Here is a 22,273-nt window from a genome sequence, read left to right as displayed (position 1 = left end):
GCGGTATTCGGAGAAAACATCACGCGGCGCGCAGGTCGGCGCTCAACGGTATCTCGACATCGATCTCCAGTATGGAGACGTGCTCGTCACGATCCATCTTCACATGCACCCGATCGTTATCGATCTGCACATGCTTGGCGATGACGGCGAGAATTTCTTCCCGGAGGACGGCGACGAGATCGGTTCCCGACGACGCCCTTTCGTGGGCAAGCAGCACCTGCAGTCGCTCGCGCGCAAGCGGTGCCGACTTTTGTTTACGGAACAGGCCGAAAATGCTCATGCAGCCCTCCTAGCAAAGATCTTGGAGAAGATACCCCGCTTTTCGCCCGGAATGACCACCGGAATGTCCTCGCCTGACAGGCGGCGGGCAGCGTCGAAGTAAGCCATGGCAGGTGCGCAACGGGCATCCGCGAGCGTAACCGGTGCACCGACGTTGGAAGCGCGCAGCACATCCGTGCTTTCGGGAATGATACCGAGCAGCGGAATGGAGAGGATTTCCAGAACGTCGTCGACCTTCAGCATGTCGCCGCGCTCGGCACGGGCCGAATCGTAGCGCGTCAGAAGCAGGTGCTTTTCCATGCGCTCGCCGCGTTCGGCCTTCAGCGTCTTGGAATCGAGCAGGCCGATGATGCGGTCACTGTCACGCACCGAGGAGACTTCCGGATTGGTGACCACGACGGCCACATCCGCATGGCGCATGGCCAGTGTCGCGCCGCGTTCGATACCGGCCGGGCTGTCGCAGATGACCCAGTCGAAATGTTTCTTCAACTCGGCGATGACCCATTCCACGCCTTCCGGCGTCAGATTGTCCTTGTCACGTGTCTGCGAGGCGGGCAGCAGGAATAGCGTCTCGAGGCGCTTGTCGCGGATCAGCGCCTGCGTCAGCTTGGCATCGCCCTGGATGACGTTGACGAGATCGTAAACCACCCGGCGTTCAGCACCCATGACGAGATCGAGGTTACGCAAGCCGACGTCAAAATCGACAACCACGACCTTCTGCTTGTTCTGCGCCAGTGCGGCGCCAAGCGCTGCGGTCGAGGTGGTCTTGCCAACCCCGCCCTTGCCGGAAGTAACAACGACTACCTTCCCCATACGGCTCTCCTGTTCCTGTGTTGTTTTCTCTATGTCGTCAGCCAAGTTTTTCGGCCTTTATCGTATCGTTTTCCAGCCACAGCTGAACGGGCTGGCCGCGCAGCTTGTCGTCAATGTCCTCGGCAACCTTGTAGACGCCGTCGATTGCCAGTAGCTCCGCCTCCAGCTTGCGGCAGAAGATGCGCGCCGAGACATTGCCAAGCGAACCGGCCATGGCGCGACCGCGCAACGCCCCGTAAATATGCACCGACCCGCCCGCGATGATTTCCGCACCCGAGGCGACCGAACCGATGACGGTCACATCGCCTTCAGGGAACATGATCGACTGGCCGGAGCGCACCGGCTCGTTGATGACCAGCGACTGCACCACGGCCCGGACCTCGCCCGAAGCACGCGGCTTTTCTTCCGGCAATTCGGCGGCGATGGCGACGGGCTCGACCTCGACATCTGAAGCGGGCTTTCCGCCCTTCAGTGACGGCGGCATGCCCGGCTCGATCATCGAGGGGCGAACACCTTCGATCCCCATGATGCCGACATTACGTTCCGTCAGCGCTGCCAGCAGAGCCTTCAGCCCTGCCTTGTCCAGCGACAGCTCAGACGCATCCAGAACCACCGGACGCGACAGGAAGAACCCGGCCGAACGTGCAGCAAGATCATCCAGCCGTTCCAGCCATTGATCGAGCGGAGCTTCAGGGGACAGAACGACCGCGAGGAAGGAGCGGCCTTTGATACGGATCGAACGCTGGTCTGTTAGCACTTTGGTCATCTTGGTAAACAAATCGTTGACAATTAGGTACCTCGAATATGGTTAACAAATGGTTAACAACACCCCTTAAACGACGGTTTCGTTAAGAGAATTCCGCTGCGAAAAATCTCATGCACAACATTCATAAGCTCCGTTTAGCTTTTGATTTTGCGAACTTTGATTGCTTTCGAAAACTCACAATAGCAGTTGATCCTTGCTGCAACCTGACGCCCGCATGACCGTATGCGGACGGCGCCTCCCCTACCTGACCATGTCCCGAGTCGCAGCCCGTGCAAACTGTCCGATTCCGGCACGATGTCCGCCACTGGCGGATGGGTCGCCATTTGCTTGAGGAGCGGAAAAACGATTCCGTTATGCCTGCCGATGCTATAGACACGAGGCCAACCCGACACATCCAACGGAAGAATGCGATGCACAGCAAAGTCCCGGCGACCGCCCAGATCTCCTCGCGCGAATATGGCGCCTTCCTGTTCGACATGGATGGAACGCTGCTGAATTCCATTGCGGTGGTGGAGCGGGTCTGGCGCGAATGGGCCGTAGACAACGGCATAGAGCCGGAGGCGTTCCTGCAGCGCATCCATGGCATGCGCGCATCCGAGGTTGTGCGTCGCGAGGCAGTTCCCGGTCTCGATATCCAGGAACAGGCGGATATGCTTTTGCAAAAGGAAATGGACGACGTTGACGGCATCCTCCAGATTCCGCAGGCAGCTGCATTTCTTGAGAAATTGCCGGCCGGAAAATGGGCCATCGTCACCTCCGCCGCCCGCGCCCTTGCCGAACTCCGCTTGGCTGCGGCAGGCCTCACACCGCCTCCAGTGATGATATGCGCCGAGGACGTTGTGAACGGCAAGCCTGACCCGGAGGGTTACAGAAAGGCTGCTGCGAAGCTCGGCGTCGCACCTGAAGACTGCGTCGTCTTCGAAGATGCGCCCGCCGGCATTTTGGCGGGGGAAAGCATGGGCGCCACGGTCGTGGTCATTAACGCCACTCATTCGCATCCCATCGAAACGCCGCACCTTTCCATCGGTGGATACGGTGAGCTGGACGTCACCATCGGCGACGACGGCGGCTTGAAGCTCACAAGTAACAAGGGCTGAAAAGCCAACCCAAACATGCGGTGTCATCCTCGGGTCTGTCCCGAGGATCAATCACGTTTCGTAAAATCAGTCCGTTGCGGATGCTCAGGATAGGCCCGAGCATGACGGAGGAGACGTGTTCGGACTTTGTCATCACTTTCGACCAATGGCTTGGGTGGACTAGATTCCGCCTCCAGGCCGAAATGATGGAAATGGCAAAAAAACAGCCAATCAAAGCGACTGCCGAGCCCGCCGCACCGGTCTCCAGTCTTTCGCCGTGCACTTTTCCTCTAGCGGCCAATTGACAGCACCGCATAAATCCTACCTAATAAAATTGGTAAGACCATCTTACCGCTTGCGCGAAGGGGGGAGACTTTCGCGCTGGGAGGACATCATGTTTGTGGCTCTGGAGCCGCGCCGCCTCTACAGGCTGGTCGCGGAACAAATTCGCTTGCTTATCGAGAGTGGGGAACTGACGGACGGTCAGCGCCTGCCGGCGGAGCGCGATCTGGCGGAACGTTTTGGCGTTTCCCGCCCGACGGTGCGGGAAGCACTGATCGTTCTGGAAGTGGAAGGCCATATCCATATCCGCATGGGTTCGGGCGTCTATGTGAACACGTCCCGCACGGCTAACAAGGCAAAGTCGCCCGTGCCGGACGCACACGGCCCATTCGAAATCCTGCAGGCGCGCTGCATCATTGAAAGCGCTATCGCAGAGGAGGCCGCGAGGCTTGCCACGTCCGAATGCATCGCCAGGCTGGACGACATCATCGAACGCATGGCCGGGGCGCTCGACAATTCGCCGCAGGCCCTCAACCTCGACCGCGCCTTCCACACCGCCATTGCCGACATCATCGGCAACTCAGCGCTGAACCGCTTTACCGGCCTGATCTATGACGAGCGCAGCCTTTCGCCGTATTTCGAGAAGCTCGCCAGCTATTTCGAGGGTCCTCACACATGGATTCTCGCCGTTCAGGAACACCGGGTGATCCGCGACGCAATCGCGGCGAACGACCCGGAAGGCGCACGCGAGGCGATGCGGCAGCATCTGACGCTGTCGCAAAAGAGATTTTCCGAAAGTTTCGGGGAGGAAACGATCGGAGAAGAGTGACCGCGCCGCTACCGGCGATGGGAAAAACAGAAATCTGGCTTTAATTCGGGAGGAGTTAAGAATGAAAATCAGATTGTCGACTTTGATGGGTGCAACCGCTGCCATTTTGCTTTCGGCTTTGGCGGCACAGGCGCAAACAACGCTGAAATGGGCGCATGTCTACGAGACCTCCGAACCGTTCCACACGGATTCGGTCTGGGCTGCGGAAGAAATCGCCAAGCGCACCGACGGCCGCTACAAGGTGGATGTATTCCCCGCCTCGCAGCTCGGCAAGGAAGCGGATATCAACCAGGGCCTGAAGATCGGCACGGTGGATATCATCATCTCCGGCTCCAGTTTTGCCGCACGTGACTTCAAGCCGATCGGCGTTACCTATTTCCCCTATATCTTCCGCGATCCGAGCCATCTGATCGCCTATACCAAGAGTGATATCTTCAAGCGTCTTGCCAAGGGTTACGAGGACAAGACCGGCAACCACATCGCCGCCGTCAGCTATTACGGCACGCGCCACACCACGTCGAACAAGCCGATTGCCAACTGCGCCGACATGGCGGGGCTGAAGATGCGTGTTCCCGACGTTCCGGCCTATCTCGCCATGCCACGCGCCTGCGGTGCCAACACGACGCCAATCGCATTCGCAGAAGTCTATTTGGCACTTCAGAACGGCACCGTCGATGCACAGGAAAACCCGCTGACGACCATCGAGGCAAAGAAGTTCTTCGAAGTTCAGAAGAACATCGTGCTGACAGGCCACATCGTCGACCACCTCAACACGGTGATCTCGAAGAACCTGTGGTCCAAGCTTTCCGATGAAGACAAGAAAATCTTCACGGACGTCATGCAGGAAGCCGCCGTGCGGACCACGAAGACCATCGAAGGACGCGAAAAAAGCCTCGTGGACGAGTTCAAGAAGCGTGGCCTGAACGTCGCAGAGGTGGACAAGGCGGACTTCGAGAAGAACGTCGTGGAGAAGGTGAAGTTCGAGGACTTCGGTTACGACAAGGCCGACTGGGAAGCCATTCGCGCCGTCAAGTGAGCCAAGATCCGGTGCGGCCTCCGTTGCCGCACCGCCCTTTCTCTCCAGACGGGATATCTCAATGTCGCAGGAAATTCATACTCAGGTCACGCCTGAAGAACTCGCCCATACGTTTGACGAGGCGCCGCCCGAAGTCGACCTGAAGGTCTACGCCTTCGAGGACTGGGTTACGCTTGGCCTTTTCTGGCTGATGACAGGTTGCGTGTTCCTTCAATTCTTCACCCGTTACGTGCTTAACGACAGCTATGCCTGGACGGAAGAAATCGCCGTCAACTGCCTGATTGGCGTGGTGTTTCTAGGTTCGGTCATGTGCGTGCGCATGTCACGCCACATCCAGGTGGATGTGCTTTATCACTACGTTCCGCCGCAGGTTGCCCGCGTCATGTCGATCCTTGTCGACGTGCTGCGCATCCTGTTCTTCGCCTACACCTCGTGGCTGATGTGGCGGTATCTGGAAATCGTCGCGGACGAGGAAATGGTCACCGTCGCCCTGCCGCGCAACATCGTTTTCTATACGGTTCTGGCCGCTTTCGTCCTGATGTTCTTCCGTTCGGTGCAGGTCTTCATCGCCAATATGCAGCGTGGCTATTCCGTTCTGGAACGGCCGGAAGAATTCCAGAGCGCGGGGGATTGAACATATGCTTATTCTTATCGGCTCGTTTCTTCTGTTGATGCTGATCGGCCTGCCGGTCGCCATTTCAATGGCCACGGCATCGCTTCTCTACATCGTCTCGTACAATGTCGCGCCTGATATCATCGCGGCGCAGCGTCTGATTGCGGGCGTGGAAAGCTTCCCGCTTCTCGCCGTTCCCTTCTTCATCCTTGCCGGCAATCTCATGAACACGGCGGGGGTGACGGGACGCATCTATTCCTTCGCCGTGGCGCTGGTCGGGTGGATGAAAGGTGGTCTGGCACAGGTCAACATCATCGGCTCGGTGATCTTTTCCGGCATGTCCGGCACGGCCCTCGCCGACGCCGCCGGTATCGGCACCATCGAAATCAAGGCCATGAAGGATCATGGTTATCCGGTCGAAGCGGCCGTCGGCGTCACCGCCGCCTCCGCAACGCTCGGGCCGATCTTTCCGCCATCGTTGCCCTTCGTCATCTACGGCATGATGGCAAACGTCTCGATCGGCGCACTGTTCATGGCCGGCATCGTTCCGGGCGTCGTCATGACGCTTCTGATGATGATCACCGTTGCCGTTTTCGCCTACGTCAAGGGCTGGGGTTCCGATACGCCGTTCAACCTCAGAACCATCTTCGGCGCTTCGCTTGAAGTGCTCGTCGTCATGATGGTGCCGCTCGGCATCTATCTCCTGACGCTGTTTGGCCTTTCGCTCAACCTGTCGATCCTGATCGTGCTGGTGGTCTTGCTCGCGTGCGACTGGTATTTCGACTTTTCTGCCGTGATGGCCCTGATGACGCCGGTGATCCTGATCGGCGGCATGACGATGGGCTGGTTCACGCCGACGGAGGCGGCTGTCGCGGCCCGTGTTGTGGTCTCTGTTCCTCGGGCTTGTCCGTTACCGGACGATGACGTTCAAGTCGCTGGCGAAATCGACCTTCGACACGATAGAGACCACGGCATCTGTTCTCTTCATCGTGGCGGCGGCATCAATCTTCGCATGGCTTCTGACGGTCAGCCAGGCCGCACAGCTGCTATCGGCGGCGATCCTGACGATCACCGACAGCAAGTGGATTTTCCTCCTGCTGGTCAACCTGCTGATGCTGTTCGTCGGCTGCTTCCTAGACACGATTGCGGCAATCACCATCCTCGTGCCGATCCTGTTGCCGCTGGTGCTGCAGTTTAATATCGACCCGGTGCATTTCGGCCTCATCGTCACGCTCAACCTGATGATAGGACTTCTGCATCCACCGCTCGGCATGGTGTTGTTCGTGCTCTCACGCGTGGCGAAACTCTCCGTCGAGCGCACGACCGTCGCCATTCTGCCGTGGCTGGTGCCGCTGTTCGTGGCGTTGTTGCTGATCACCTTCATTCCGGCGATCACGCTATGGCTGCCGACGGAAATGGGTCTGATCCGCTGACCAGCACATCCCCTGCCCGCGCGGTTCGCCGCGCGGGTTTGATTCATCCAATACACATACGATGAGAGGCACCTTGATGCAGACACGCGTGGCACGTTTATACGGCCGTGAAGATATCCGCGTCGAAACGCAGGACATGCAGGCGCCGGGCCCCGGTGAAGTGCTGCTGACCATGGCGGCGGGCGGCATTTGCGGCTCCGATCTACATTATTATCAGGACGGCGGCTTCGGGCCTGTGCGGGTTCGCGAGCCGATCATCTGCGGCCATGAGGCATCGGGGCGAGTGCAGGCGCTGGGCGAAGGCGTCAGTGGGCTCGCACTCGGCCAGCTCGTCGCCGTCAATCCCTCGCAGCCTTGCGGCCATTGCCATTTCTGCCTGAAGGGCCAACCGATCCATTGCCTCGATATGCGCTTCATGGGCAGCGCCATGCGCCTGCCGCACGAACAGGGCATGTTCCGTGATCGGCTCGTGGTTCCCGCAAAACAATGCGCGACATTTTCAGACACCACTTCGCCCGCTGAAGCCGCCTGCACCGAACCGCTTGCGGTCTGCCTGCATGCCGTCGCACAAGCGGGCGATCTGACCGGCGCCAAGGTGCTGGTAACGGGCGCCGGGCCGATCGGCCTCTTGACGATTGCCGCCGCCCGCCATGCCGGTGCCGGCATCATTCTCGCCACCGACCTGACCGATGCGGCGCTGGAACGCGCGCCCGCCATGGGGGCGGACCGCACCATCAATGTCGCGAAAGACGCAGAAGCACTTTTACCCTATCATGACAATAAGGGGTATTTCGACGTCATTTTCGATTGCTCCGCCGCGGCACCTGCGCTTCGCGCCGCCTTCGCCTGTGTACGTCCGCGCGGTACTGTCGTGCAGGTGGGCGTCACCGGTGACATAACCATTCCGCTCAATGCGCTGGTGGGCAAGGAAATCCTCTGGCGCGGCTCGCAGCGTTTCCACGACGAATTCGCCATTGCCGCCGGCCTGATCTCCACGCGCGGGATCGATGTGCGGCCGATCATTTCCCACAGCTTCCCGCTTGAAGAGGCGAAATTCGCATTCGAGCAGGCTGGAGACCGCTCCGCCGCCTGCAAGGTGCAGCTGACATTTTCCGCAGAATGATATTTGAGGATAAAAAATGAGACATACATGGCGCTGGTTCGGCCCGGTGGACAAGGTCACGGTTCAGGATGCGGCTCAGGCAGGGGCGGAAGGCATCGTAAGCGCGCTGCACCACATCGCCACCGGCGATGTCTGGCCGGTGGATGAAATCGCCAAACGGCATGAGGCGATCAAGGCCGGTGGACTCTATTGGGACGTGGTGGAAAGCGTGCCGGTCTCCGAGGAGATCAAAACCCAGACGGGCGACTGGAAAAACCATATCGCCAACTGGCAGGAGACGCTGCGCCGCCTCTCCGCCACGGGCATCCGCACCGTCTGCTACAATTTCATGCCGGTGCTGGACTGGACCCGCACCGATCTGCGCTGGGAAACGAAGCACGGCGCAAAAGCCATGCGTTTTGACCTTTCCGATTTCGCCGCCTTCGACATTCACATTCTCAAACGCCCCGACGCGAAGGCCGATTATCCGGAGTGGCTGATCGAGGAAGCGGCAAAACGTTTCGCCGACATGCCGGATACGAAGATCGCCGCACTCGGGCGTAATATCGGCGCGGGCCTGCCGGGTTCGGCGGATGGGTACACCCTCAGCCAGCTTCTCGAAAAGCTGCGCTCCTATCACGGTATAAACCGCGAAAAACTGCAGCAGAACCTGATTGATTTTCTGTCGGAAGTGACGCCGGTCGCGGAAGAAGTCGGCATCAACATCTGCGCCCACGGCGACGATCCCCCATGGCCGCTGCTCGGCCTGCCGCGTATTCTTTCAACGGAGTCCGACTACGCCCATATGCTCTCGCAAGTCGACAGCCGCGCCAATGGCGTCACGCTCTGCACCGGCTCGCTCGGCGCGCGGGCGGATAACGACCTGCCTTTCATCGCCAGCCGTTTTGCAGACCGCATCCATTTCGTGCATCTGCGCAACGTCACGCGCGACACCGACACCGTGCCCTGCTCCTTCTTCGAGGACGAGCATCTGGAAGGTGGAACGGATATGGTCGCCGTTATCGCATCACTTCTGACGGAAGAATCCCGCCGTCGTGCGGAGGGCCGTGCAGACCACACCATTCCGATGCGGCCCGACCATGGCCAGGAAATCCTTGATGACCTGACGCGCGGGGCGCAGCCGGGATATCCCGCCATAGGCCGATTGAAGGGGCTGGCAGAGCTGCGCGGCATCGAGCGCACGCTGTCGCATGGCCGTTTCGGATTGGCGAAGCAGGCGAATTGAGCCGACACGATTGGCCGCCGGCAGCCTCTTAGCTTGCGGTCAATCGCGTCCTGAATTGAAGATACGAAAAAGCGGCAAGCCCACCGGCAATGGCGCCAACGGCTTTCACAACTGCATCTGTCATATGCGGATGCCGTGTGGGCGACAGAAATTGCAGCGCCTCGATGCCGAAAGCCGCCACGACACCCGCGACAATGATGGCAAGCCAGTAACGCGGATAGGCCAGCACGAAGGCAGCCGAACAGAAGGCAAAGGCGGCAGCGCGGTCGATGCCGACGGTCGTCAGCGTATGGGGCCGAAGCCCGATCGGGCAAACTGTAACGATCACGATCAGCAGCAGAACCGACCAGGCGATGTATTTCGGAAGTCTATTTGTCATCATGGCGTCACAATAGAGCGCCGCGTGCATAAACGGAAGATCGTCTTTTTCTTCCACCGCCCAATAAATCACACTTTTTGGACAGATACTGCACAAACCGGCTTTCGCTGAAGCCCTACTCGGGCTAAGGCAGAGGGCAACCGGACAAGGATCGCGGCTGATGGCCTTTCAGGCTGTCGCCCTTCGGTCCGGTTTTACGGTATCGGGTGGATTTTCCACACAGGATCAGATTTTCAGGGAAGAGCACAATGAGTTTCAAGCCGCACGGCAAACATCTGGTTGCAGGAGAATGGGTCGCCACGGAAGCGAAATTCCGCAGCGAGCCTGCACATGGCGAAGCTTTCGATTTTTCGGTCGGCACCGTCGATCTGGTGAATGCGGCCGCAGAAGCAGCCGAAGAGGCTTTCTGGAGCTACGGCTACACGACCCGCGAAGAGCGCGCCGCATTCCTCGACACCATCGCCGATGAGATCGAGGCCCGCGCCGACGCCATCACTGAAATCGGCATGTCCGAGACCGGCCTGCCCGCAGGACGCCTGCAGGGTGAACGCGGCCGCACTACCGGACAGCTTCGCCTTTTCGCATCGCATATCCGCAAGGGTGACTATCTTGACCGCCGCCACGACGAAGCGCTTCCGGACCGCCAGCCGCTGCCGCGCCCGGATATCCGTCTGATGCAGCGTCCGATCGGCCCCGTTGCGGTCTTCGGTGCTTCCAACTTCCCGCTCGCCTTCTCGACCGCCGGTGGTGATACCGCCGCCGCTCTCGCAGCCGGCTGCCCGGTTGTGGTCAAGGGCCATTCCGCCCATCCCGGCACCGGTGAAATTATTGCCGAGGCCGTTCTCGCCGCCGTCAAGAAGCACAATCTGCATCCCGGCGTCTTCTCGCTGATCCAGGGCGGCCGCCGCGATGTCGGTTCCGCGCTCGTCCAGCATCCGCGCATCAAGGCAGTCGGCTTCACCGGCTCGCTCGCCGGTGGCCGCGCACTGTTCGATCTCTGCGCCCAGCGTCCGGAACCGATCCCGTTCTTCGGCGAACTCGGTTCTGTCAACCCGATGTTCCTGCTGCCGGAAGCCGTTTCCGCGCGCGGTGAAGCCATCGCCAAGGGCTGGGCAGGTTCGCTCACCATGGGTGCTGGCCAGTTCTGCACCAATCCCGGCATTGCCGTGGTGCTTGCCTCGCAGGCGGATGCCGTGTCGGAAACCGCACGCGCGGCCCTTTCCGAAGTCGGCCCGCAGGTCATGCTGACCGACGGTATCGCCGCTGCCTATCGTGACGGTCGCGACCGCATCGCAGCCGGCAACGGCGTGCGCGACGTTTTGACCACCACCTGCGACCTGCGTAACGCAACGCCTTACCTGTTCCGCGTTTCGGGCAAGGATTGGGTTGCCAACCACGCGCTCGCCGAAGAAGTCTTCGGACCGCTCGGCCTCATCGTGACGGTCGACAACGCTGAAGAAATGATCGAAGTGGCAAAGAGCTTCGAAGGTCAGCTGACAGCGACCATGCATCTTGACGCAGGTGACGCCGAACTCGGCCGCAAGCTGCTGCCGATCCTCGAGCGCAAGGCCGGCCGCGTTCTCGCCAATGGCTTCCCGACCGGCGTTGAAGTCTCCGAAGCCATGGTTCACGGCGGCCCCTACCCGGCTTCCACGAACTTCGGTGCGACCTCGGTCGGCACCATGTCGATCCGCCGCTTCACGCGCCCGGTTTCCTACCAGAATATTCCTTCGGACGTTCTGCCGCAGGATATCCGCTGATCAAAAAAATGGGGAGGGCGCTCCTGCGCCCTCCCCATTTACAATAGTGCATCGGTATCAGGCCGACTGGATCGCCTGTATTTTCTCGATGCCGCCGACAGTGCCGGCGAAATCCTGCCAGACGCCCTGCGCACCCTTGCGCCACTCATCCAATGCTTCCGGCTGCAACACCTTGCCGCCCTTCGAAACGGCGAGCTCCACCGATTTCGCCTCATCCTCAACGATCAGCTGGTTGAAATAGAGCGCGCCTTCGCTGGAAGCCTCGGCAAGAATCTTCTTTTCTTCGTCATCGAGCTGGTTCCAGAAAGCCGCACCATAATAAACCACGCCCGATGCCCAGATATGGCCGGTCTCCGTCATGTACGGCACAACCTCGTAAAGCTTGAACCCGGCATAGGCGGACTTCGTCAGATCCATGGCGTCGGCTACGCCGGTTGACAGCGCATTATAGGTCTCGGTGATGGGAATGCCGACCGGCGTGGTGCCGAAGGCGCTCCACAGCTTGGTGTGCAGCGGGCTCTGGATGACGCGGATCTTCTTGCCTTTGAGCTGCTCTGGTCGGGTTACCGGCTCCTTGGTCAGGAGATGGCGCGCACCGTAGTTGATGAAGTCTACGGCGACGAATTGCTGCGCGCCAAGCTTGGTCTTCAGCTCGCTGCCGGTCTCGCCCGTCACCACCTTGCGCACATGGTCTGCATCGCGGAACAGGAAGGGCAGATCGAGGATTTGCAGTTCCGGCACCCAGCCGGAGAGCGAAGAGACCGTGGAAAGGCTCGCCTGAACCGATCCGAGACGGATATTTTCCGCCACTTCCTTTTCGCCGCCCAGCGCACCGCTCTTGACGATGTTGAAGCGGAAACGGCCGGGCAGCTTTGCCTCCACCAGCTCGCTGATCTTCACCCAGATTTTCGTCTCCGGCTTGTCGTCCGCGAACAGGGAAGCGACCGTGATGTTACGGGTCCTGGCATTTGCGTTGCGGACGAAGGCGGGCGTGGCAAGTGCTGCCACACCCGCAGCGGAGAGTTTCAGGAGATTGCGACGATCGATAATAGTCATGAATAAAACCCCGGATTTAGAAGACAATGGCCCAGGCGCACAGAATGGCGAGGGAAACGAGAAGGGATAGGAGATAGGGAACGACGGCCTGGAATAGCGCCGTCGCTGGAATGCGGGTGACACCGCTGACGACGAAGATCAGCATGCCGAGCGGTGGTGTGAGGCCATGGATCATCAGGTTGACCACGAGAATGACGCCGAAATGGATGGGATCGATGCCGGCCGCAACGGCCGCGGGCAACAGGATCGGTCCAAACAGCAGGATGGCCGCACCGATATCCAGCACCAGCCCCACCACGAGCAGGATGAGGTTGGAAAGCAGAAGCACCGCGATCTTGCTGCCGCCAAGCAATGTCACGAAATCCGTGACGAGGCCGGAAACATTATCGACCGCCAGAAGAAAGGCGAAGGGGCCTGCCGTGCCGATAAGGAGACCTATGGCCGCCGCCTCACCGGCTGATTGCCGGAAAGTTGCGAAGATACGCCCCGCGCCGAGCCGGTACCCGAAGCCGAGAAGCAGGGTGTAGAGTGCGGCAAGTGCGGCCGCCTCCGTGGTGGTGACGACGCCAATGCGGATGCCGACCACCACGATGACGCCGAGACCGAAGGCGGGTATGGCGGCGATAGCCGAGCGCCAGCGCTCCGTGCCCGTGGCGCGCGGCAGGGTATCGACGCTGCGCACGCTCCAATGGATAGCCACCGCAAGGCAGATCGCCATCAGCCCGCCGGCAAAAAAGCCGCCGACCAGCAACGAGCCCACCGACAGGTTGGTAGCCGTTGCGAGGATGAGAAAGGCGATGGAGGGCGGGATGACATTGTCGAGCACCGACGTGGCAGCAATGATCGCGCCCGCCTGCGCCGGCGGATAGCCGTGTTTCACCAGTTCCGGCTGGAAGGTTGAAGCGCCGAAGGCGGCGTTGGCGACAGAGGAACCGGATGCGCCGGAAAACAGCACGCTGGTCAACAGCGTCGTCTGTGCCAGCCCTGCCCGGCGGTGTCCAACCATGGAGGCGGCGAACCGAACCAGCTGGTTGGCAACGCCCGATTCCGTCAGCAGGCTTCCGGCCAGCAGGAAGAAGGGGATGGCGAGCAGCAGGAATTTCGACATGCCTGTCACCGTTGAGGAAACGATGGCCGGCTCCGGCAAGGTACTGCCGAAGGCGATCGCTACATAGGCTGCGGCGAGAAAGGCATGGGCGAGAGGTGCTGCCAGCACCAGCCCCACCGCCGCCGTCAGCGCCAGAAACAGGCTGGGCGGCAGGCTCGTATCAACGAAGACTTCCGGCAGGCCGACATAGGCCACAATTGCAATGGTGAGAGACGCTAGAACGGCAAATGTCTTGCCCTCACTGACACGCTGAAGCGCCAGGTAAAGAAGGATCAACGCGCCGCCTGCACCCAGAAAGCCGAAACGCACCCATTCCGGCAGACCGAGCGTCGGAGACGTACCACCCAGCATCGCCGCGATTTCAACGCCACCGAAGGCTAGGATCAATGCTGCGATGAAGGAGAAGGCATCCGCCAGAACTTCGCTTGCGGCATGGAACCGCTCAGGCAAAAACCGCACGAAAACATCGAGCCGCATGGCAAGCGCGCTTTTGAGACTGAGCGGCGCGCCGACCGCGATCATCGCCACGTGCAGCCAGATGCCAAGGTCTTCCGCACCGATGAAGCCAGTGTGAAACAGATAACGCAGGGTGACATTGACCAGCACCACCACGAGAAGAGTCGCAAGGATTGCGGCGGCGACCGCGCCGAGCCCCTTGTCCAGAACGGCAAGCGCCCGTTCCGCCGCACGCTGCGGACCGATGCGCCGTTGTGCAATCGTTGTTGCCGGACCAGCCGTCATGTCTTTTTTCTCCACTCCCGGAAGACCATGCTTACGATGCCTTTGCCGAGAGGTCGCGGTCGAACAAAGTCGACCAGGTGAATTGTTTGGCTGATGAGACTTCCCGCGATATATCAAGACGCGGAAGAACCTTTTCCCCGAAACGGAAGGCCTCTTCCAGCAATGGCATGCCGGACAGAATAAAGGTATTCACGCCCGCCTTTTTATAGGCCTCCAGCGTGCGGATGACCGTATCGGGCGACCCGACAATTGCGGTGCCCGGTCCCGGCCGGACAAGACCGATGCCGGCCCAGAGATTGGGGGCAATTTCGAGATCACGCAGGTTCTCAGGCTTCTGCCCGCCATGCATCGCCGTCATGCGCTGCTGGCCGACGGAATCCGTCTTGCCGACGAAACGCTGGTTGGCGGCAATGGAACGCTCGTCCATGCGCCCGTAAAGATCGGCGGCGGCGGTCCATGCCTCTTCATCCGTATCGCGGACAATCACATACAGGCGAATGCCGTATTCCAGCTCGCGGCCGAGTTTCTCCGCACGCGCCTTGACGAGATTGACCTTCGCGCCGATCTGATCAGGTGTTTCACCCCAGGAAAGATAGGTCTCGACATGTTTGGCGGCAACGTCGATCGCCTTGTCCGAAGAGCCGCCGAACCATAGCGGTGGTGGCTCTATGCCTTGCCCCACCGGCAGTGCCAACTTTGCGCCTTCGGTCTGGAAATGGCGGCCCTTGAAATCGACCGTCTCACCGGCAAAAAGACGATGCCAGATCTGCAGATATTCATCCGCCATATCGTAGCGCTCGTCATGCGGCATGGTCATGCCATATGCACCGAGCATCTTTGCATCGCCAGAGACTACGTTGATCAGCAGGCGTCCGCGCGAAAATTCCTGAAGCGTCGCCGCCATCTTGGCGAGCAGCGTTGGCGCGACAAGGCCCGGATGAATGGCGACCAGAAACTTCAGCCGCTCGGTATAGGAAAGCAGCGCGCCAGCCAGAACCCAGACATCATGCGCGCCGGTGGCAAACAGGGCGCCTGTGTAACCAAGCTGATCATAAGCAAGCGCAAGCTGCTTGTAATAGCCGAGATCGACCTTGCGGGATCCTTCCGGTTGCCAGGGATAGGCGCCGTCGGGCGCGCACATGTACCAGAAAACGTTCATCTGTCGCCTCCCGCGCTGGCTGATTGTGGGGCCGGGCTCTGCCCGGTCAGAACCGGTAAAGAGAAATGGCCGTGCCTGTAAAGCGTATCGGCCTCCTCCTGCTGTTCGGCAAGGATATTTTCGGCGGCGGGCACCACCGAAAGATCGCGTGAGCGCAGCACCTTTGCCCAGGACTGCGCATCGCCTTCGCTGCCCGGCTCGGCGGCAAGAAGGGCCGCGGCTCTGTCTATATCCGCCATGACGGCGCGGCCAACGCGGTCCAGTTCGGCGGCAATCGCCTCGCGTTGTTCCAGCGCCACAGTGTGCCGCGCAAGCGTCCAGAACAGCGAACGGTTGGGAATGGTGGAGCCGCAACGGACCAGAAGACTGATCCCTTCATGGGTCAGGGCTTTTTCGAGCCGTGGCGACATCGTCACCCAGGCATCGACGCGGCCTTCCACGAGATCGCGCAGGCTATCGCTGTCACCGCTCTCGATGCGTATTACATCCGCAAGACCAAGCCCCGCCCCTTCCAGGCTACGCGCAAGAAGATAGGTATGAAAAGACCCGTCAATCAGCGATATGCGTTTTCCCGAAAGGTCGGCCGCAGAGCGGATGGGGCTGTCGCGACGCACGAGGATCGCGCCGTTTGCGGGGCGTGGTGACGAGGCGGCGATATAAGCTGCGGAAAGCCCGCGCGCATCCGCCTCGATTGGCGGCGTCGAGCCCGTGCCGCCGAAATGAATTTCGCCTTTTTCCAAAAGCGCTGCGGTATCGCGCCCCTCGCGGTAGGGCACGAATTCCGGATCGAATTCATCAAACGCGCCGGGCCAGAGCCGGGCGAGCCTTAAATGCAGATTGTTGGGATGGACCCCGATTTTCATGTCGACACCTCATTTCTCAATCAATCTACTTTTTTATAGAATGTTTTCGAGGAACGTTTTGGCGATCCTCTGCGGGAAAGCGAAAGAGAAATCTACCAATCCTGTAGATTTTAAAAAATCCTGATGTGGTCAAACTCGATCTAATCAAACCATTGAAATTTATCGCAATACAATTTACTTTTTTATAGTTTGAAAAATGGACCTGTAGTCGTGACGAAACCGGTTTCCAATCTCATCTGCCGCAGCGTGGTGGAGGCGAGCGAGCTTTTAAAGCTTGTCGCCAACGCCAATCGCCTGGCCATCGTCTGTTATCTCATGGAAACGGAGGCTTCCGTTTCCGCACTGGAATATGAACTCGGCATTCAGCAACCGACACTTTCCCAGCAGCTTGCCGAATTGCGCGATGCCGGTGTGATCGAAGGCTCGCGGGAAGGCAAACAGGTGATTTATCGCGTCACCGATCCGCGCATCATCCAGCTCGTTCAGACATTGCGCGGTCTTTATACTGATCTTTCTGATGTGACCGGCAAGAAAGGCAGGCGGGCTTTGCCACTAGATGAGGCGATGTTCGATTAGCATGATCGACCTCTACACCTGGATCACCCCGAACGGCCTGAAAATCTCGATTGCGCTGGAGGAACTCGGCCTGCCCTATGTCAGCCACGCCATCGACATCGAAAAAGGCGAACAATTCTCAGCCGACTATACCCGCATCAATCCCGGTTCGAAAATCCCGGCAATCATCGATCGCGATAACGGCACAGTTCTAACGGAATCGAATGCGATTCTGATCTATCTCGCCGAAAAGGCCGGGCGTCTTCTGCCTGCCTCCCCCGCTGCGCGGCTGGCAGTCACCGAATGGCTGATGTGGCAGGCCGCCAATTTTGGCCCGACACTCGGTTATGCCCATTATTTCCTGACCTATAATGCCGGACAGGCACCCTTTGCGGAGGCGCGTTTCGCCTCGGATACGGAGCGCCTCTACCGCACACTCAACGAGCGACTGACGGGCCGGGAATTCATCGCCGGTGATTTTTCCATAGCCGATATCGCCATCTGGCCATGGGTCTCGCGTTTCGCGCGCCATAAAATCGAACTCGACAATTATGCGGCGGTACAGCGATGGTATCGTCAGCTCGGACAGCGCGAAACATTCGGGCGCGGTTACCGCGTGCCTTTCGCGACATCCGATGTACCGGGTCTTTAACCCGCCTTAGCAGGCGACAAGGTGGCCGGGCGAGACCTCACGGTACTCACGCGGTTTCACCACGTAATCGATCGCGCGGATCGGGCTTTTCAGCTCGTCATTCGCGGCATTTCGCCGAGTGTTTCTGCGGTCCGGGTCAGGCACCGGCACGGCGGCCATCAGCTTGCGGGTGTAATCATGCTGCGGATTGTCAAACACCGCCGCACGTGGGCCGATTTCAACGATCTCGCCGAGATACATCACCGCTACCCGGTGGCTGACGCGCTCCACCACCGCCATGTCATGGCTGATGAACAGGAAGGCGAGATCGAGGCTTTGCTGCAGATCCAGCATCAGGTTGATGACCTGCGCCTTGATCGAAACATCAAGCGCCGAAACGCTCTCATCGGCGACAATCACCTTCGGCTGGAGCGCAAGCGCGCGGGCGATACAGATACGCTGACGCTGACCTCCGGAAAATTCATGAGGGTAGCGCGCCGCCATATCGGGCGAAAGACCGACCTTCGCCAGCATATCGGCCACAACATCCTTCGCCTCGCGGGCGCTTCCCATGCGGTGTTCCAGAAACGGTTCGGCAATCGCCGCACCTACCGTCATGCGCGGATTGAGCGAGGCATAGGGGTCCTGAAAGATCATCTGCACCGTTTTGCGCATCTCGCGCATGCCTGATTTGTCGAGGGCGAGAATATTCTCGCCATTGACCACCACTGAGCCGGCATCCGGCTCGATCAGTCGCATGATGGCACGCCCGGTGGTCGATTTGCCGCAACCGCTTTCGCCGACCAACGACAATGTCTCGCCGGCCCTGAGATCAAAGGACACATTCTCCACCGCATGCACGCGGCCGCTGAGCCGTCCCAAAAGGCCGGAGTGAATATCGAAGCGCTTGGTCAGCCCTTCTACCTTGAGCACCGGCTGGGCACTCGCGTCAACGGTATCGCCCGGCCGCGCTGGCTGCTGCGTTTCGCCTGTGGTGGTGTTGACGATGGGAAATCTGAGCGGTCTTTCCTCACCCGTCATAGAACCCAGAACCGGAACGGCGGACAAAAGCGCGCGGGTGTAGGGATGCTTGCCGCGATGGAAAATATCGGCAGTAGCGCCAACTTCCACCTGCTCGCCGCGATACATGACAACGGTACGGTCGGCGATCTCCGCCACCACGCCCATATCATGGGTGATGAACAGAACCGACGTGCCTTCCTCCTCCTGAAGCGTCTTGATGAGGTCAAGGATCTGGCCCTGAATGGTCACATCGAGTGCGGTCGTCGGCTCGTCGGCGATCAGCAGCTTCGGCCGGGATGCAAGCGCCATGGCGATCATCACGCGCTGGCGCATGCCGCCGGAAAAGCGATGCGGATATTCATCGAAACGCGATGCGGCTGAAGGAATACGGACCTTTTCGAGCAGACGAACCGTCTCCGCTTTTGCCTCTGTTTTCGACATCGGCTGGTGGCATAACAAGGCCTCGGAAATCTGGTCACCGATGGTGAACAGCGGGTTGAGGCTGGTCATCGGCTCCTGAAAGATCATGGCGACCTCATTTCCCCGCACCCGCCGCATGGCATCTTCGGAGAGGGACAGTACGTTGCGCCCGCCAAGCAGGATTTCACCCTCCACCCTGCTGCTTTCACGATCCAGCAGCCGCATGATGGAGAGCGAGGTGACGCTTTTGCCCGAACCGCTTTCACCGACGATCGCGACCGTCTCACCCGGCCCGACATCGAAGGAAATATCACGAACCACGGGTTTCCAGCCGCCATCCACGTGAAAGGATGTGGTGAGATTGCGGACGGAAAGCACGGCATCTTCGGCACCAACGGGTGCTTCCTGCGGCATGGTCATGGTCGTTCCCTTCTTGTCGTTAGGTTTTGGCGGCGCAAGCGGTCAAGCCTAGTCCGGCCAGCGCAGCATGCCGTCGAAGCGGTGGCGGCTGCGGTCTTCGAAAGGTGTTGCAATCACCTCGTTGGAGGCGCGCGCCTTGTCCAGCTCATCCGCCAGCCGGGAAGCAACGATGGTTTCCTGTCCGGGATGCAGGTTGCATGGGTCGAGATAGAAATAGCGATGCTCCACCTCGTGGTCGCGGGTGATGATGGGAGGATTGCCCCTGGCCAACGCCGTCGTCAGGTCCCAGGCAGTGATATGCGTTTCCTCGGCATCGATGATGACGCGCAGCCTGTCGAGCGGGTTATTGGTCGGATCCGGCTCGATCAGCGCGGTCACGCCCGGGCGGCCATCCAGCGTTTCCTTCCAGAGATTGAGATAGCCCGTTTCGCGCTCACGGATGCCGGCATGGTCGCGCTTTTCCCAAGCTTCCAGTGCCGCCATAACGCCATAGATGCTTTCCTTGCCGACCTTCATGCCACGGCCGATACCCATATTCTGCAGGAAGGCGTTGCGCACCAGTTCCTTACTTCCGGCCACGATGCCGGAGGTGGGGCCGCCGAGAAACTTGTGGCCGGAATAGAGGACAATATCTGCGCCGGTGGCCAGAAACAGCTTCAGATCATATTCAGACGCCGCATCCACGATAACCGGAACACCCTTGGCATGGGCGATCTCTACGAATTCGGAAAGATGCAGCAGGCCGTAATTCACGACATGGTGCGAGATGACATAGACCGCCGCCGCCGTCTTTTCGGTGATGGCGTTTTCCATGTGGAAGCGATGGGTTGATGTGGCCTGCCCGACCAGCACCACCTTGCCGCCGCCAAGCCGGATCGCCTGATCCACCGGCGCGCCGTAGCTCACCACATGCCCCATCTGCACCAGCACTTCGTTCTTTTCCGGTGCGATATCAGGCAGCTTTTCGATGGCCAGGAGATTGTTGCCGGTGATGGCGCCAGCAACAGCAAGGCTGATGCCGGAAGAGCAGGAAGCAGTGACGAAACCAGCCTCGCCGCCCGTCAGTCTCGCGATGATCGCGCTTGCCTTGCGCTGCAGATCGTTGATCTCTACGAATTGCGGCAGGATCGCCGCCATGGCCTCAACCGCCTCTGGAACGACGATGGAAGCACCGAGCGACGTCATGGTGCCCGAGACGTTGATGACCGGGCGAAGGCCGATCCTGCTTCTGATATCCTCGGTCATGTCTTTCTCCTGTCTTTGCGATGCGATAGGCATCGACATATATGCCATAATAATGTAATAGCTTCTCAAAATTCATGAGGAGCCCGAAATTGGACGCCCATAGACTGGACGAATTGTCTTCACCCGCCCTGTCCCCGACCGAGGAAAACCCGGACGCGAAGGTGGCCAAGCGCTCGCGTGTCAGCGGCATTGATCGCGCTCTTCAGGTGATTGATTACCTTTACGAAACCGGATCGCCAGCTGGCGCTTACGCCATTGCCAAGGCGATCAAGGCGCCACTTTCCACCGTCTATGTGATCGTTGACGATCTGGTCGAAAAGAACATGCTGGCGCGCAGCGCCGAAGGTAACATATGGCTCGGCGCACGGCTTTATCACTACGGCCTTGCCTATGCCCGCTCGCTGGATTTCATGGGTGTCGCCACCCACGAAATGCATGATCTGTGCCGCCATGCGGGTGAGACGGTGCAGCTTTGCGGTCGCGACGGTGACCATATGCTGGTGCTCGCCATGGCGGATGGCCCCAGCCATTTCCAGGTTGCCTCGCGCGTCGGCACCCGTGTTCCCTTGAACTGGACGGCATCCGGCCGCCTGCTCGTTGGCCATCTGCCGGAAGAGGAGCGCGTCGAGCTTTTCAAACGCTGCGCCCGCACGTCGCCCACCGGCCGTGCGGAAATCAACCCGGAAGCGCTTTCTCAATCGGCAGGCACGGCGTTCCGTGACCGGCTGTCGATACAGGTTGCGGAATCCGACTACGCTGTTGCCTGCATCGCCTCGCCGATCTGCGACACCAATGGAGAATGCGTGGCGACGATCTCCATCGTGCTGCCGGAACAGAAGGTGCTGGCGGACGAAAACCACTATACCGAACAGGTCAGGGTTTCGGCCGAAAGGATCGAGAAGCTGATGGGCTGGCGCAACCATTGAACGGCCTCAATCCCTAAGGGCGATGATGGCTTCTATCTCGACGGTGATGTTGCCCGGCAGCGAACCGAACCCCACGGCGGAGCGGGCGTGCTGCCCCGCATCGCCGAATACATCGATGAAGAGATCCGAACAACCGTTGATGACGCTTGGATGATCGCGGAAATCGCTGACGGCATTGACCATGCCCAGCAGCTTGACCACCTTCTTCACCCGCGACAGATCCCCAAGCGCCTCATGCATGACGGCAAGAAGATTGATGCCGGTTAAACGCGCATGCTGGTACGCCTCGTCAAGCCCGATCTCGGCCCCGACCTTGCCGGCGTACAAGTGTCCGTTCTCCTCCCTCGGGCCCTGCCCCGAAAGATAGAGCATGTTGCCTTCCACCACATGCGTGACGAAATTGGCGATCGGCGGCGGTGGTGGCGGCAGCGAGATGCCGAGCGCGGCAAGCCGGTCGTAGGGCGAATGACGCCCATCTGCCTCAAGCGAAGACTGTTTCACGCGAATTCCTC

General features: G+C 59.8%; 21 protein-coding genes and 1 pseudogene. 11 read left to right on the top strand and 11 right to left on the bottom strand.

What is annotated here, in order from left to right:
- Positions 1–19 precede the first annotated feature (19 nt).
- From minE to minC, 3 genes are read right to left on the bottom strand one after another with little or no spacing between them, the layout of a single operon-like run.
- Positions 20–280 carry a cell division topological specificity factor MinE gene (gene minE, locus CRO62_RS11120; protein ID WP_003510750.1) on the bottom strand — a complete coding sequence of 87 codons (261 nt, stop codon included), beginning with the start codon at positions 278–280 and terminating at the stop codon, positions 20–22.
- On the bottom strand, positions 277–1,092 hold the full coding sequence (gene minD / locus CRO62_RS11115) for a septum site-determining protein MinD (protein WP_003510752.1): 816 nt from the start codon (positions 1,090–1,092) through the stop codon (positions 277–279). Before minD ends, minE begins: the two co-directional genes overlap by 4 nt.
- A 37-nt stretch (positions 1,093–1,129) precedes the next feature.
- Positions 1,130–1,858 carry a septum site-determining protein MinC gene (gene minC, locus CRO62_RS11110; RefSeq protein WP_003510754.1) on the bottom strand — a complete coding sequence of 243 codons (729 nt, stop codon included), beginning with the start codon at positions 1,856–1,858 and terminating at the stop codon, positions 1,130–1,132.
- Between the two features lie 410 nt (positions 1,859–2,268).
- On the opposite strand from minC, the gene CRO62_RS11105 reads away from it, so the two are divergent.
- From CRO62_RS11105 to uxuA, 7 genes and pseudogenes are all read left to right on the top strand, one after another.
- Complete coding sequence (locus CRO62_RS11105; protein ID WP_019564617.1) at positions 2,269–2,955, top strand: HAD family hydrolase; 687 nt, start codon at positions 2,269–2,271, stop codon at positions 2,953–2,955.
- Between the two features lie 373 nt (positions 2,956–3,328).
- The gene (locus tag CRO62_RS11095) at positions 3,329–4,045 is read left to right on the top strand and encodes a FadR/GntR family transcriptional regulator (RefSeq protein ID WP_013761517.1); all 717 of its coding nucleotides are present in this window, start codon (positions 3,329–3,331) and stop codon (positions 4,043–4,045) included.
- Between the two features lie 61 nt (positions 4,046–4,106).
- Positions 4,107–5,081, top strand: coding sequence for a sialic acid TRAP transporter substrate-binding protein SiaP (locus CRO62_RS11090; RefSeq protein WP_097100187.1), 975 nt, complete (start codon positions 4,107–4,109; stop codon positions 5,079–5,081).
- Between the two features lie 61 nt (positions 5,082–5,142).
- On the top strand, positions 5,143–5,715 hold the full coding sequence (locus CRO62_RS11085; RefSeq protein ID WP_097100186.1) for a TRAP transporter small permease: 573 nt from the start codon (positions 5,143–5,145) through the stop codon (positions 5,713–5,715).
- A 4-nt stretch (positions 5,716–5,719) separates the two neighbouring features.
- Positions 5,720–7,127, top strand: a pseudogene (locus CRO62_RS11080) (TRAP transporter large permease).
- 76 nt (positions 7,128–7,203) lie between these two features.
- On the top strand, positions 7,204–8,250 hold the full coding sequence (locus CRO62_RS11075; protein WP_097100185.1) for an L-idonate 5-dehydrogenase: 1,047 nt from the start codon (positions 7,204–7,206) through the stop codon (positions 8,248–8,250).
- A 16-nt stretch (positions 8,251–8,266) separates the two neighbouring features.
- Positions 8,267–9,475, top strand: coding sequence for a mannonate dehydratase (gene uxuA, locus CRO62_RS11070; protein ID WP_097100184.1), 1,209 nt, complete (start codon positions 8,267–8,269; stop codon positions 9,473–9,475).
- Positions 9,476–9,503: 28 nt separating this feature from the next.
- Here uxuA and CRO62_RS11065 read toward each other — a convergent pair whose 3' ends face one another.
- The gene (locus CRO62_RS11065) at positions 9,504–9,857 is read right to left on the bottom strand and encodes an antibiotic resistance protein VanZ (RefSeq protein WP_034501960.1); all 354 of its coding nucleotides are present in this window, start codon (positions 9,855–9,857) and stop codon (positions 9,504–9,506) included.
- A gap of 245 nt (positions 9,858–10,102) precedes the next feature.
- Between CRO62_RS11065 and CRO62_RS11060 the strand changes: the two genes are divergently transcribed.
- Entirely contained in the window at positions 10,103–11,614 is a 1,512-nt protein-coding gene (locus CRO62_RS11060) for an aldehyde dehydrogenase (NADP(+)) (RefSeq protein WP_097100182.1), read from the top strand.
- 57 nt (positions 11,615–11,671) lie between these two features.
- On the opposite strand, the gene CRO62_RS11055 is transcribed toward CRO62_RS11060, so the two are convergent.
- Genes CRO62_RS11055 through CRO62_RS11040 form a run of 4 tightly spaced genes read right to left on the bottom strand, consistent with a single transcriptional unit; the run spans position 11,672 to position 16,541 of the window.
- Positions 11,672–12,670: a TRAP transporter substrate-binding protein gene (locus CRO62_RS11055; protein WP_097100181.1), complete on the bottom strand. Its 999-nt coding sequence runs from the start codon at positions 12,668–12,670 to the stop codon at positions 11,672–11,674.
- Positions 12,671–12,686: 16 nt separating this feature from the next.
- Entirely contained in the window at positions 12,687–14,519 is a 1,833-nt protein-coding gene (locus tag CRO62_RS11050) for a TRAP transporter large permease subunit (protein ID WP_097100180.1), read from the bottom strand.
- Positions 14,520–14,550: 31 nt separating this feature from the next.
- Positions 14,551–15,678, bottom strand: a complete 1,128-nt coding sequence (locus CRO62_RS11045; RefSeq protein WP_097100179.1) for an LLM class flavin-dependent oxidoreductase — start codon at positions 15,676–15,678, stop codon at positions 14,551–14,553.
- Positions 15,675–16,541, bottom strand: a complete 867-nt coding sequence (locus tag CRO62_RS11040) for an ABC transporter substrate-binding protein (protein WP_097100178.1) — start codon at positions 16,539–16,541, stop codon at positions 15,675–15,677. The genes CRO62_RS11045 and CRO62_RS11040 overlap by 4 nt, the downstream gene beginning before the upstream one ends.
- 210 nt (positions 16,542–16,751) lie before the next feature.
- Here CRO62_RS11040 and CRO62_RS11035 point away from each other — a divergent pair, with 210 nt between their 5' ends.
- On the top strand, positions 16,752–17,117 hold the full coding sequence (locus CRO62_RS11035) for an ArsR/SmtB family transcription factor (protein ID WP_097100177.1): 366 nt from the start codon (positions 16,752–16,754) through the stop codon (positions 17,115–17,117).
- A gap of 1 nt (position 17,118) precedes the next feature.
- Positions 17,119–17,748, top strand: coding sequence for a glutathione S-transferase family protein (locus CRO62_RS11030; protein WP_097100176.1), 630 nt, complete (start codon positions 17,119–17,121; stop codon positions 17,746–17,748).
- A gap of 6 nt (positions 17,749–17,754) precedes the next feature.
- Here CRO62_RS11030 and CRO62_RS11025 read toward each other — a convergent pair whose 3' ends face one another.
- Both CRO62_RS11025 and CRO62_RS11020 read right to left on the bottom strand, forming a co-directional pair.
- The gene (locus tag CRO62_RS11025) at positions 17,755–19,590 is read right to left on the bottom strand and encodes an ABC transporter ATP-binding protein (RefSeq protein ID WP_097100175.1); all 1,836 of its coding nucleotides are present in this window, start codon (positions 19,588–19,590) and stop codon (positions 17,755–17,757) included.
- Between the two features lie 48 nt (positions 19,591–19,638).
- Positions 19,639–20,835 (bottom strand): aminotransferase class V-fold PLP-dependent enzyme, encoded by a 1,197-nt coding sequence (locus tag CRO62_RS11020; protein ID WP_097100474.1) that lies wholly within the window; start codon positions 20,833–20,835, stop codon positions 19,639–19,641.
- Positions 20,836–20,924: 89 nt separating this feature from the next.
- On the opposite strand from CRO62_RS11020, the gene CRO62_RS11015 reads away from it, so the two are divergent.
- Positions 20,925–21,761: an IclR family transcriptional regulator gene (locus CRO62_RS11015; RefSeq protein ID WP_179784500.1), complete on the top strand. Its 837-nt coding sequence runs from the start codon at positions 20,925–20,927 to the stop codon at positions 21,759–21,761.
- Between the two features lie 6 nt (positions 21,762–21,767).
- Here the strand turns inward: CRO62_RS11015 and CRO62_RS11010 are convergent, their stop codons facing one another.
- Positions 21,768–22,262 carry a RidA family protein gene (locus tag CRO62_RS11010; RefSeq protein WP_019564632.1) on the bottom strand — a complete coding sequence of 165 codons (495 nt, stop codon included), beginning with the start codon at positions 22,260–22,262 and terminating at the stop codon, positions 21,768–21,770.
- Positions 22,263–22,273 lie beyond the last annotated feature (11 nt).

The organism is Rhizobium sp. AN6A (assembly GCF_900215635.1).
Taxonomy (GTDB): domain Bacteria; phylum Pseudomonadota; class Alphaproteobacteria; order Rhizobiales; family Rhizobiaceae; genus Agrobacterium; species Agrobacterium tumefaciens.
The sequence above is the reverse complement of the archived record's forward strand: the minus strand, read 5'-3'. Positions and strand labels throughout refer to the sequence as shown.